The 12,423-nt window shown below is 63.3% G+C and carries 11 protein-coding genes; 6 read left to right on the forward strand and 5 right to left on the reverse strand.

Going from position 1 to position 12,423, the window contains the following annotated elements; translation table 11 throughout:
- From IEV88_RS07255 to IEV88_RS07265, 3 genes are all read left to right on the forward strand, one after another.
- Positions 1-1,314 (forward strand): ATP-binding protein, encoded by a 1,314-nt coding sequence (locus tag IEV88_RS07255; protein WP_188159077.1) that lies wholly within the window; start codon positions 1-3, stop codon positions 1,312-1,314.
- Positions 1,315-1,477: 163 nt separating this feature from the next.
- The gene (gene cobT / locus IEV88_RS07260) at positions 1,478-3,409 is read left to right on the forward strand and encodes a cobaltochelatase subunit CobT (protein ID WP_188159076.1); all 1,932 of its coding nucleotides are present in this window, start codon (positions 1,478-1,480) and stop codon (positions 3,407-3,409) included.
- Between the two features lie 13 nt (positions 3,410-3,422).
- Positions 3,423-4,520, forward strand: a complete 1,098-nt coding sequence (locus IEV88_RS07265) for an esterase-like activity of phytase family protein (RefSeq protein WP_188159075.1) — start codon at positions 3,423-3,425, stop codon at positions 4,518-4,520.
- 110 nt (positions 4,521-4,630) lie between these two features.
- Here the strand turns inward: IEV88_RS07265 and IEV88_RS07270 are convergent, their stop codons facing one another.
- Both IEV88_RS07270 and rpmB read right to left on the reverse strand, forming a co-directional pair.
- On the reverse strand, positions 4,631-5,365 hold the full coding sequence (locus tag IEV88_RS07270; protein ID WP_188159074.1) for a VUT family protein: 735 nt from the start codon (positions 5,363-5,365) through the stop codon (positions 4,631-4,633).
- A 55-nt stretch (positions 5,366-5,420) separates the two neighbouring features.
- Complete coding sequence (gene rpmB, locus IEV88_RS07275; protein WP_188159073.1) at positions 5,421-5,705, reverse strand: 50S ribosomal protein L28; 285 nt, start codon at positions 5,703-5,705, stop codon at positions 5,421-5,423.
- 312 nt (positions 5,706-6,017) lie between these two features.
- On the opposite strand from rpmB, the gene IEV88_RS07280 reads away from it, so the two are divergent.
- Positions 6,018-6,977 carry a DUF3108 domain-containing protein gene (locus IEV88_RS07280; RefSeq protein WP_188159072.1) on the forward strand — a complete coding sequence of 320 codons (960 nt, stop codon included), beginning with the start codon at positions 6,018-6,020 and terminating at the stop codon, positions 6,975-6,977.
- A gap of 6 nt (positions 6,978-6,983) precedes the next feature.
- Here IEV88_RS07280 and IEV88_RS07285 read toward each other — a convergent pair whose 3' ends face one another.
- From IEV88_RS07285 to IEV88_RS07295, 3 genes are read right to left on the reverse strand one after another with little or no spacing between them, the layout of a single operon-like run.
- Positions 6,984-7,862: an alpha/beta hydrolase gene (locus IEV88_RS07285; RefSeq protein ID WP_188159071.1), complete on the reverse strand. Its 879-nt coding sequence runs from the start codon at positions 7,860-7,862 to the stop codon at positions 6,984-6,986.
- A gap of 1 nt (position 7,863) precedes the next feature.
- Positions 7,864-9,594 (reverse strand): ArnT family glycosyltransferase, encoded by a 1,731-nt coding sequence (locus IEV88_RS07290; RefSeq protein ID WP_229731491.1) that lies wholly within the window; start codon positions 9,592-9,594, stop codon positions 7,864-7,866.
- A gap of 5 nt (positions 9,595-9,599) precedes the next feature.
- Complete coding sequence (locus IEV88_RS07295) at positions 9,600-10,355, reverse strand: glycosyltransferase family 2 protein (protein ID WP_188159069.1); 756 nt, start codon at positions 10,353-10,355, stop codon at positions 9,600-9,602.
- Between the two features lie 193 nt (positions 10,356-10,548).
- Here IEV88_RS07295 and IEV88_RS07300 point away from each other — a divergent pair, with 193 nt between their 5' ends.
- Together IEV88_RS07300 and IEV88_RS07305 are read left to right on the forward strand one after the other, a co-directional pair.
- Positions 10,549-12,048, forward strand: a complete 1,500-nt coding sequence (locus IEV88_RS07300; protein ID WP_188159068.1) for a sensor histidine kinase — start codon at positions 10,549-10,551, stop codon at positions 12,046-12,048.
- A complete protein-coding gene (locus IEV88_RS07305) occupies positions 12,048-12,407 on the forward strand; it encodes a response regulator (protein ID WP_188159067.1) in 360 nt (119 codons plus the stop codon). Before IEV88_RS07300 ends, IEV88_RS07305 begins: the two co-directional genes overlap by 1 nt.
- The last annotated feature ends 16 nt before the right edge of the window (positions 12,408-12,423 follow it).

The raw sequence follows: 12,423 nt of genomic DNA on the forward strand, positions 1-12,423 counted from the left end.
GTGAGCCTGTTGCGCCGCATCGCCCCGAAGAGCCTGTTTGCGCGCACGCTGCTGATCGTCGCCCTGCCCCTGTTCGTGACCCAGTCTGTCGTCACCTATATCTTCTTCAACCGCCACTGGGAGGAAGTGACCGGTAATCTGTCGGCCAATGTGGCGGGCAATATCGCGCTGGTCACCGAGCTTTATCTGCAGGCGGAGGATGACGCCGCCCGAGAGGAGGTGATGCGCCTGTCGCGCGAGGATCTCGACATGGCGGTGCGCTTCCAGACGTTCGGGCAGATCCCCGAGAATGACAAGGTGTCGCTGTTCTCCGTGCTCGATTCGACGCTGGAGCGGCAGCTGGAAGACAGTCTGCGCCACCCGTTCTGGTACAATACCGCGGGCTACTGGGCCTATGTCGAAATCCGTGTACAGCTCGATGACGGCTATCTCGTCTTCCTGCCGCTGCGCGAGCGGGTGTTCGTGACCAATGGGCAGTTCTTCATCCTGTGGCTGATCGCGGCGACGCTGCTGCTCGGCTATGTCTCGATCGTGTTCATGCGCAACCAGGTGCGCTCGATCACCCGGCTGGCGGCGGCGGCGGAGGCTTTCGGCCTCGGCCGTGACATGCCCGAGTTCAAGCCGTCCGGTGCGCGCGAGGTGCGGGCTGCGGGCAATGCCTTCATCGCCATGCGCCAGAGGATCAAGCGCCATCTGAACCAGCGCACGACGATGCTGGCCGGTGTCAGCCACGATCTGCGCACGCCCCTCACCCGGCTGAAACTGGCGCTGGCGATGCAGCCGGAAACGGACGATGTGCGCGACATGAAGAACGATGTCGACGAGATGGAGACGATGCTGGAGGGCTATCTGTCTTTCGCGCGCAGCCAGAACGCCGAGGAGCCGGTGCTGTTCGACCTGACCGAGCTGGTCAACGAGGTGGTCGACGACAGTGCCCGCACCGGCAAGCGGCTGCAGACGGATTTGCAGAGGGGCCTGCAGATTGACGCGCGGCGCAATTCGATGAAGCGGGCGATCTCCAACCTCGTCAGCAATGCGTTCAAGCATGGCCGCATCGTGTGCCTGACGACACGGCGGGCGGACGGGAATATCGAGATCATCATCGACGATGACGGGCCCGGTATCGACCCGGCGGAATATGCCGAGGCGTTCAAGCCGTTCTCGCGCCTCGACAATGCGCGCAACCAGAACACGCCGGGTATCGGCCTGGGGCTGACCGTGGTGCGCGATGTCGCGCGCGCCCATGGCGGGGATATCGTACTCGACAGATCGCCGCAGGACGGCCTGCGCGCGATGCTTCGTATTCCCGGATGATACCGGAACATCGCCGGTTAGCGCTGTTTCACGCGCGCCGCATCGGCCCTGGACCCTGTCGTGTTACGGTCGAGACGCTCAAAGGGCCTCGATTGCCTGATTGTTGCGTTTCCTTGCGGTGAACCGGTTTCCACTTCACCCGGAAACGGCCTATGTTAGCCCCATGAGCGATCAGACCGAATCCCCCATCGAGGCGTTCAAGCGCGCCCTCATCCACACCACCCGCGCCCTGTCCTCGCAGGAGGAAGTGGACGTGTCGTTTGGCGGCGATGCATCGAGCGTGGTCGGCAAGAAGGCGCGCATTCCGCTGCCGCCGCGCAAGCTGTCGCGCGAGGCTGCCGCCATCGCCCGCGGCCAGGCCGATATCGCGGCGCTGCGCCTCGCCCATCACGACAGCATGACCCATATGCAGATGGAGCCGCCGACGGGGGAGAGCCGCGCCATGTTCAAGGCGCTGGAGGAGGCCCGGGTCGAGGCCGTCGGCTCGAACGCGCTGCGCGGCGTAGGCGACAATATCGATGCCGTCCTTGAAAAGACCTGCCACGACAAGGGCTATGCCCGGATGGAAGACCGCCAGGACGTGCCCCTGTCCGACATTGCCGGGCTGATCGCGCGCGAGCGGATGACCGGGCGGGCGGTGCCCAAATCGGCCGCGACGCTGGTCGATATGTGGCGCGAGGAGATCGAGGCCAAGGCCGGCAGGTCGCTCGATCTGCTGAAAGACGCCTCGGTGCTGCATGACCAGTCGAGCTTTGCCCATCTTGCCCGCTCGATCATCCGTGACCTTGTCCCGGGCGAAGACCTCGGCGACGAGGAAGAAACCGACGACGAGAGCGACGCCCCTGACGAGGACGAGCAGGACGAGCCCGATGACGACGACGATCAGGACGAGGATGATGACGACACCGGCTCCGACACGCCGGACGAGTCCGTGCCCGATTTCGGCGAGGGCATGGACGGGGAAAGCGACGAGGAGAGCCCCGAGGAGCAGGAAAGCCAGCTCGACCAGATGTCCGCCGACGAGATGCAGGGCGCGGCGGCCCGGCCGGTCTTCGAGGGCGATACAAGCGCCAATTACAAGGTCTATACCCGCGAGTTCGACGAGATCGCCGAGGCGGTGGATCTGTGCGACCCGGAGGAGCTGACGCGCCTGCGCCGCCTGCTCGACCAGCAGCTGGAAAATCTGCACACGGTGGTATCCAAGCTGGCCAACCGCCTGCAGCGCAAGCTGATGGCGCAGCAGAACCGTGCCTGGCAGTTCGATCTGGATGAAGGCATTCTCGATGCCGCGCGGCTCGCCCGGGTCATCGCAGATCCGTCGCAGCCGCTTTCCTACAAGCAGGAGAAGGACCTGGAGTTCCGCGACACGACCGTGACGCTGCTGATCGACAATTCCGGCTCGATGCGCGGGCGGCCGATTTCGATCGCGGCGACGTGTGCGGATATTCTTGCCCGCACGCTGGAGCGCTGCTCGGTCAAGACCGAGATCCTCGGCTTTACGACGCGCGCCTGGAAAGGCGGCCAGTCACGCGAGAAATGGGCTGCCGATGGCCGGCCGGAACAGCCGGGGCGGCTGAACGATCTTCGTCATATCGTCTACAAGGCCGCCGATGCGCCGTGGCGCCGGGCGCGGCAGAATCTCGGGCTGATGATGAAGGAAGGCCTGTTGAAGGAGAATATCGACGGCGAGGCGCTGCTGTGGGCGCATGACCGGCTGGTGCGGCGGCCCGAGGCGCGGCGCATCCTGATGGTCATCTCCGACGGCGCGCCGGTCGATGACACGACCTCCTCGACCAATGGCGGGGCCTATCTGGAGAAGCATCTGCGCGAGGTGATCAAGGTGATCGAGACACGCTCGCCGGTGCAGCTGATCGCCATCGGCATCGGCCATGACGTGACCCGCTTCTATTCCCGCGCGCTGACGATTGCCGACGCCGAACAGCTTGGCGGCGCCATGGTCGACAAGCTGGCCGAACTGTTCGACGAGAACGCCTTCCGCCTGCCCTATGATGCACGCGGCCACATGCTCGGCAAGCCCAAGGCAGACTCGGGCAAGGCGGGCAGCACGACCTTCAGTACACGCAGCAGACAGTAAACCGGAGTTGCCAATGCGCCTGTCCCTTCACGGCCTGAGACTGACGGCGGCAGCGCTGGCGATCGGTATCGCCGCCCCTGCCATGGCGTCCGCCCTGTCGTCTGCCTGGATCGGCCACTCGGCTGACGCCCCCAAATCCGTGGCGGCCCAGCGCGAGACCGGCGCGGCGTGGCAACCGATAGAGATCACCGCCCGCCCCTATGGCGAGGACAGCGCGACCGGCGAGCCGGCGCCGCTGACGATCGGCAGGTTAAGCCTCGCCGGGGCGCTGGTGCTGACCTCGCCCGATGACTCATTCGGCGGCTTTTCGGGCTTGCGCTTCGCCGCGGACGAGGGCCGGCTCTATGCGATTTCCGACCGGGCGAAATGGTTGCGGGCGGATGTGACGTTTGCGGACAATGGCGCGGTCGAGGCGCTGTCCGGCGGGGCGCTGGCCAATTTCACCTTCTATGGCGGCGAGATCATCACCGGCGCCCGGGCCGATGCCGAAGCGTTGGCCCTGACGCCCGATGGCGGTGCCATTGTCGGCTTCGAGCGCGAGCACCGGCTGGAATATTACGCCCGGGAAGGCGATGAGTTCACCATTGCCGCGCGGGTCATGCCCAAGGATTTGCTGGAAAAACTGCCCAACAACGAATCGATGGAGTCGGTCGCCTTGCTGACCGATGGCCGCATCGTCGCGATTGCCGAAGGGACGGCCGACGGCCGGGCCGAGCGGCCGGGCTGGATCTCACCGCCGGACATCCACGCCGAGGGCACCGGGGACTGGTCGCCGTTTCAGTATGTCCCGGCGGAGGAGTTTTCCCCTACGGACATGGCGCAGGACCCGGCGACCGGGGACATCTATGTCGTCGAGCGCGCCTATTCACGTGCCCGCGGCGTGCGCGCCCGCGTGACGCGCTTTCCTTTGTCCGCCCTGCAGCCGGGCGCGCTGATCGAGCCGGAGGAACTGGCCTCGCTCAATGCGCTGCACGGCGTGGACAACATGGAAGGGCTGGATTTGCGCCGCCGCGAGGACGGGCAGCTGGTGCTGGTCATGATCTCGGATGACAATTTCAATATCGCCCAGCGCACGGTGCTGATGAGCTGGCTGGTGACCGACAGGCCTTGATATCCGCTGTAGACCCTTTGAGCTTTCTGTCGCAGCGCTGAAAGGGCCTGGATTCCTTGTTTGTCGCGTTTCCTCACGGTGAACCGGTTTCCACTTCACCGGGAAACGCTCTAATACCCGCCCAGCCCCAGATGCGGTCGCAGGGAGCGGCGCAGCGAGCGGTAGAATGGCAGGAAGGCCAGCGCCAGCACGGCCTTGATGCAGAAATCGACGATCAGCCAGCTGAGCCAGGGCACGTTCTGCAAACCGCCGCCGGTCGAATAGACCACGGGGAAATAGATCAGCGCCTGAACGCCGAATCCGAAAACCACCCCGTAAAACGGTGCCCGCCACCAGCGTCCGCCGCGGGTGACGTCGTAGATATGGACTGCGATGAGCTGGCCGATATACCAGCTGACGAAGAAGCCGACCATGAACCGTACGCCCGGCATGTCGCCAGGCTGCAATTGCGGGGCGAGATAGAAAAGCATGGCGACGATGGCGATGGCGGTCAGCATCCACGCGACGCCCATGACGCGCCCGGCATAGACCGCGCCATGACAGCGCGTGATGCAGATCAGAACAGGCATGGAAAGAACCAGCAGCCCCTCGCCCCAGCTGAGCCAGTTGCTGGGCGAGATATTGTCCTGACCGCCGGTCAGCCCGTCATACAGGCGCAGCGGCAGGTCGAGCAGCAGGATGGAGGTGATGAAGATCGGCGCGACAAACAGCGCGTATTTCAGAATCTGCCAGGATCTGTAAAGAGCCCGCTGGAGCTGGCGGCGGACGCGGTCTGCCGCCGTTTCCTCCCGCTTGCGGAAATACTCGCTTACATTGACTGTTTCTGACTCGATACCCTGCGACATGATAGCGATTTTACCTCAAAACCACGCCGCAGAGCAGAGAAAAATTTATCGGCTCTTAAGCCGTCGCGGAGCGCTGGACTTCTTTCTTCACTTTCAGCGCAGCGGAAGACAGCTGCTCGTCCTTGGCTTTCATCAGGAAAGCATCAAGGCCGCCAACATGATCGACAGAACGCAAGGCGTGTGCCGAAATGCGGAATTTGAACGAACGGCCGAGGCCTTCGCTCTGCAGCGTCACCCTGCACAGATTCGGCAGGTAGCGGCGCTTCGTCTTGTTATGGGCGTGTGAGACATTGTTACCCGTGATCGGGCCTTTGCCAGTCAGTTCACATACGCGGGACATGGGTCATTATCCTTGCTATTCCGGGGCCGCCGGAAAGGTCGGCGGAAAATCTGTCAAATCGAGCGACTGCACATACTTGAGAGCCTCTTTCCCGTCAAGCTTCCCCAACCAATTTTCAGGCGTTAATATATGCCGGGTCGATGCAGCTTTCGCTCGACGGGCAAATCGGGGGATGGCCACATCAACAGAGTTTAACGGGTCTGGCTCATGAAATTGTGATCAAATACCACAATTCCGCCCGCAATCAGGGCATTTTCGCCCGAATTAGCCGTTACAACGTGACAAAAGAAATTGTGTCATAAAGGGACCACCATGAAAAACCTACTGCGAAAGATTTCACGCAAATCGCTGGCTGGCGCCACAGCGCTCGCCGGTTTCGGCCTCGGAGCTGCCGCCCTTGCCCAGGTTTCGCTGAGCACGGACGTCAACCTGCCGGTCAACTCGCCGGAGTGGAAGGAGCATTTCGCGGTCGATTACATTTTCGAGCGCCCGACCGTACCCGCCGTGCCGTTGCAGGATGCCGTGCGCTACGAGGCGACCTATAGCGGCCGCGCTGCCGGCTTCGATATCGGGCGGATCAAGATGGTCGCCGATATCGGCAGTGAAGCCTACAAGATCGACTATCGCATCGAACAGAAGGGCGTCGCCCGCTGGTTTTCCCAAACCGAGACGGACAGCCTGTCGGTCGGCACGCTGCAGGATGGCAAGCTGACCTCTCTCTTTTACCAGAAGCTCGAGAAAGAGGATGATGGCCACCAATATGTCGAGCTGGTGCGCAACGGAAGCGACAACCGGTTCAGCCTGTGGTCGGACCCGCAATATGATCTCTACTGGCCGGTGCCGCAAAGCCATGCCGCCGGGACAGTCGACCCGATCGGCGCCCAGATCATGATGGGCTTCACCGACACGCCGGAAGGCAAGGACCCGTGCGACCGTGTCCTGAAGATCTATGACGGCAAGCGGCGCTGGGACATGACCATCTCGCGCGATGGCGGCAATGACCTGCGCTCGCGCGATGGCTACACCGGCCCGGCGATCCGGTGCACGATCCGCCAGAAGCGTGTGGCTGGCTTCAAGCCGGAGAAGATTGCTGAATCCATGCCCGATGGCCACGTCTATCTTGCGGCGGTGCCGGAAGAGCTGCGCACGGCCAATTTCGCTTACGTCCCGGTACGGATGGAAGGCGATTACGGCATCATCAATGCCCGTCTCGAGGCCCAGGACATCCGCATCACCGGGCCTGACGGTCAGAGCTACAGGCTCGGAGAATAATCCCGATCAGCGGGCGGTGTGACGATGCATCGCCCGCACGGTCTCGCAGATCGCATCACAGCTGGTGCCTGTCAGAATGGTGACATGGTCATCCTTGGGGAACTCGACATATTTGCCGAACCCCGAGCTGATGCTGGCGCGATCGGCCATTGCCCTGTTCATGCCGTTGAGCATGGTCGAGGCATAGATCGCAATGGCCAAGCGCTCGAACCCGCTGCCCTGGAAATAGTTGGCATCGTGATCGATGGCGGCGACTTCGTCGCGCGTGGCGCCGAGGTGGCGGTCCGAGCCATAGGACCAGATCTTGTCGGCCCGCGCCTGGCCCTGCAGCTTGAAGTTATTCGGGAAATAGCGGGCAATTGGCGAAGCGAGCCCTTTTTTGGCGCCGAAAACCGCCGTGCCAAGCAGAAAGCCGTAATTGGACCACAGGAACCGCCCCTGCGTCTTTGCGAGCTGTTGTGGCGAAAGGGCATCGATAAAGACGAGACCGCGTAATTCTTCCGGATACAGATTGGCGTAAGTTTGCAGGCGCAACCCGGCCATGGAATGACCGAGCAGGATGAAGGGATCCGACTGGCCGAGCGCGGCACACAGGCGGCGCATGTCCTCGACGTGGAATTTCGGGTTCGGCGAGACATCGTCTGGCACAGCGTCGCTCGCCCCCATGCCGGCGCGGTCGTAGAGGCAGACCCGAAAATCCTGCTTCAGGTTCTCCTTGATCCACCAGCCGTCGGCATAGATGCCGAAGGCACCGGCATCGTAGAGCACAAAGGGCGCCTCTTCGGGGCCGTCGATGAGATAGTGCAGCCGCCGCCCCGGCGCCACGTCGATCATGTCGAAACTCGGCTCCGGCTGAGTTTTATCGATCTGGCCGCTATCCGTCATCTCACGCTCCGTTTCCCGTCGCTCCATTCCCCGTAGCGGGCACAGGATATTCCGACTCGCTATGGCTGAGGATGGTCAGCGTGATGTTGCGGCCCTTGGTGTAATTGTAGCCCTGCACCTGGCCGAGGATTTTCAGCGGCACACCCGCCTGCGCGGCTGCCTCAAGGAAGCTGACATAGTCGCCCTGGCCGATGGCGGCGATGCCGCAGGACCGGTTTTCTGCGAGATGGGCGAGCACGCTCGCCTCGTCGCCGAGCAGCGTCTCGGTGCCGAAATTGAAGACGAGGCTCGGCTCGCGATAGTCGATAGTGGCAAGATGCGGGGCCGTGCAGCCGCCAAGCGCCGTGATCTCGCTCTTCAGCTCCCGCGACAGCCAGAACCGGTCCATGTTTGGCAGCACGGCGCCGAAGGTGAAGATGTAGACGCCAAGAGTCGAGAGAACCAGCGGCGGCAGGCGGTTGAAGCCCGGCTTCAGCGCAAGATAGATGCCCGTTCCCGCCACTGCGATGCCGGCAAGGGCGCCAAGCCACGCCGTGCCCGGGGCGGTGGTTTCCATTTCCCCGGCGAGCAGGAAGGGCAGGAAGCCGATCAGTATACTCACGAGGGCAAACAGCGCCACGATGATCCAGTGGGCAATGCGCACGCCCCGGCTTCTCGCCAGTTCCACGCCGTCGCGCAGGCCGAAGGCTGCGATCAGCGCCAGCGCCGGGAAGACCGGCAGGGTGTAATGGGGTAGCTTGGTCGCAACCAGTTCATAAATGATCCAGAACGGCAGCAGCCACGCGACGATGAATTGCACTGCCGGCTCGCTCCGCCGCTGCCAGGCCGCGACCGCGCCGAGGGCGATCAGCAGGATACCGGGCCAGAAAGTGACGAAGGATAGCAGCGTGTGATAGCCCGGCGGTGCGCCATGGGAATCATCGCCCTTGGCGACCTTGCCCATCAGCGCATGGCCGATGGAATCCTGCCAGAACTCGCCCTGCGTTTCGATCATGATCGCCACGAACCAGGGCAGGAACACCGCCAGCATCACGGCGATGCCGGGCAGCACGTGCAGGCGCTTGATGAAGGACAGGTCGCGCCGCCACAGGGCAAGCACGATCAGCGCCGGAACCGACACGATCAGGATGATCGGGCCCTTCACCAGCAGGCCGACACCCGTCGCCGCCCAGAACGCCAGTGGCGCCCCGCGGAAGGCGAGCGTTTCGGCCCTTTCCCTGACGACGATAAAATAGAGCGCCACCATCGAGACGGCGGTTGCCGCCATCAGCACGGCATCGGTCTTGGCCATGCGGGCATCGACGCTCGCCGACATCGAGATCGCGAGCAGGATACCGGCGGCGAGCCCGACCCCGGCCCCGCCCAGCCGCGTGCCGAACCACGCCGTCAGCCCGACGACGAAAATCGTCGCGAACAGGGATGGCAGGCGGTGCGCCCAGATCGGTGCGTCTTCCCCGCCGAGCGGTGTCGCGGTGACCACCTGCAGCCAGTAGATGCCGACCGGTTTGACATAGCGGTTCTGGTCCTGGAACCGGATGTCGATGTAGTCGCCGGTCTCCATCATCTGGCGCGCGGCCTGGGAATAGCGCGACTCGTCGCGGTCGATCGGCGGCAGCGTGGTGAAACCCGGCAGCGTCGAGATCAGGGCGATGATGATCAGTGCCGCCCAGGCCCGGGGCGACAGCGCCCTGGCGTCAAAATCGAGCTTGAGAATATCCTGCACGCTTTTCATAGGGCTCAACCGGTCCGCTTGCTCATGGCCATTTCGGCGACGAAGTCCCGGCCCGGCGTCTTGGTCCGGCGCATCAGCCAGACGACACCGGTCAGGTCGAAGATGCCGGCAACGGCGCGGCCGATATTGGAATATTTGGAAACGCCGGCCTGGCGTGGCCGGTTGTCGACCTTCACATAGCGCGTCTCGAAGCCGAAATGCCGGGTGAAGGCCGGCAGGTAGCGATGCAGCGCATCGAAGAAGGGAAATTGCAGGAACAGCTCGCGCGGCAGGAGTTTCAGACCGCAGGCCGTGTCCGGGCAGTCGTCTTTCAGCAGGCTCTGGCGCAGGCCGTTGGCAAAGCGCGAGGCGAATTTGCGCGAGGAGCCGTCGGTGCGCTCGCGGCGCACACCGCCGACGAGACCGACCGCGCCGATGCGCGACAGGTCAACCTCGCCGGCCATGGCGAACAGGTCCGCGGGATCGTCCTGGCCATCGCCATCGAGCGTGCCCATCCACAGCCCCCTGCCGGCGAGCGCGCCGGTGCGCAGGGCCGCGCTCTTGCCGGAGCGCTGCGGGTGGGTGATCAGCCGGACGTCCGGATGGCCCGCAGCGAAGGCTTCGACTGCGCCGGCGGTGCCGTCGTCGCTGCCATCATTGATGACGATGATCTCGGCGCCGATGCCGGCCGGCTTCTTGTCGAGAATCTCCTGCAACAGCGCGCTGATTGAGGCTTCCTCATTGTAAACCGGGATGAGGATGGAGAGGGCCGGGTCTGTCACAAGGAATTCCTGACTGATAAGCGCGCGGGTTGCAGCCGCTTCTATAGCGTTGTGACGCTAGCCTGTCACGCGAGCGCGGATCAACTCGATATGTGATGGCCTTCGATCCAGAGCAAGATCAGCCTCGAAAAACAGTGTCATAGCATTCACAGCGCAGTATGGTGCGACAAACACAGGGTAAAGGAGCGGCCCCATGGAAGGCATGTTACACAATTCCTATGTCGCGCATGGCTATTGCCTGATGTGGAAGCCGTGGCTCGTCGGCCTTCACGGACTGTCGGACCTGCTGACCGCGCTGGCCTATTTCGCCATTCCCGTCGCGATCTTCATTTTCGTCAAGCGGCGCGGCGACCTGGAAATGAAGAACCTCGCCTGGATGTTCGTCGCCTTCATTACCCTGTGCGGGCTGACGCATGTCGTCGGCCTGATCACCCTGTGGGCGCCGATCTACGAGACCGAGGGCTGGGTCAAGGGCGCCACCGCGGTCGTCTCCGTCGTCACCGCCATCGCCATCTTCCCGCTGATCCCGAAGGCGCTGGCGATCCCCTCGCCCAGCCAGTTGCAGCTCGTCAATGGCCAGCTGACGGACGAGATCGAAGCCCACAAGCGCACCCTCGCCGACCTCGAAGCAGCCCGGATGGAGCTGGAGCGCCGGGTCGAAGAACGCACCCAGGCCCTGAACGAGAGCCAGACCTTCCTGAAGAGCATCACCGATATCGCGCCGACAATGCTCTATGTCTACGACATCCAGAACCAGCGCAATGACTGGATGAACCGGAATGTGATCGTGACCCTCGGCTATCAACCGGAGGAATTGAGGGCGATGGGCGACGGGATGCTCTCCAGCCTGATGCATCCGGACGATTTCGCCCGCTACCGGGCGCATCAGGAAAACCAGATCACGCTGGCGCCAGAGGAAACCATCGAGTTCGAATACCGCCTGCGCTCGGCCGATGGCGAGTGGATCTGGCTGCTGAGCCAGGAGATGGCCTATACCCGGAGCGCAGACGGTACGGTGACCCACATCATCGGTGCCGCCCACGACATCACGCTGCGCAAGGAACAGGAAGAGCGCATCCACCTGCTGATGGCCGAGGTCAACCACCGCGCCCGCAACCTGCTGACCGTGGTCCAGTCGGTCGCCCGCCAGACGTCCCGGCTGTCAGACCCGGCGACCTTTGCCGAAGACCTGTCCAACCGCCTCGCCGGCCTCGCCGCCTCCCAGGACCTGATCATCCAGGGCGAGTGGCAGGGCGTGCGGATGCGCGATCTCGTCACCTCGCAACTGGGGCATCTGGGCGACAGCCAGCTCTCCCGGCTGGTGCTGGACGGTGAGTCCATAACGGTTTCCCCTGCGGCGGCCCAGGGCATCGGCATGGCGCTGCACGAGTTATCCACGAATGCGCTGAAATATGGCGCGTTCAGCAATGAGACCGGGACCGTCCATATTGTCTGGACCGTCAAGATGATCCAGGAGAGCGCAATGTTCATCATCTCATGGCAAGAGCGCGACGGTCCGGCCGTCAAGGCGCCGGAGAAAACCGGCTTCGGCAGGACGGTGATCGAACGCATGGCGGGCCACGCCGTCAGCGGCGAGGTCGATCTTCATTATGATCCGGACGGGCTGAAATGGTCCCTGTCCGCCCCGCTGGACAAGGTCCTGAACAGGACAGAACAGACAGGGAGATCGTGATGGGACAGCGCATTCTTGTCGTCGATGACGAACCATTGATCGCCATGGAGATCGAGTCGACGCTGTCGCAGGCAGGGTTCGAAGTCGCCCATATGGCCCAGAGCGTCGAGACCGCCCTCGCCTTCCTGCAGGATGGCGTGAACGTCGATGGTGCCGTGCTCGATGCCAATCTGCATGATGCAAGCGCCCGTCCCGTGGTCGACCGCCTGCAGGAGATGGGCATACCGCTTCTGATCGTGTCAGGCTATTCGGCGGACCAGATCGGCCCATGGGCGGAAAACGTGAAACTGCTTCGCAAGCCGATCATCTATTCCGAGCTGATCAAGTCGCTGAAACAGATCGCCACCGGGCCTGCCTGATGACGATGCCAAAGCG

It is taken from the genome of Aquisalinus flavus, from assembly GCF_014640095.1.
GTDB classification, from domain to species: domain Bacteria; phylum Pseudomonadota; class Alphaproteobacteria; order Caulobacterales; family Parvularculaceae; genus Aquisalinus; species Aquisalinus flavus.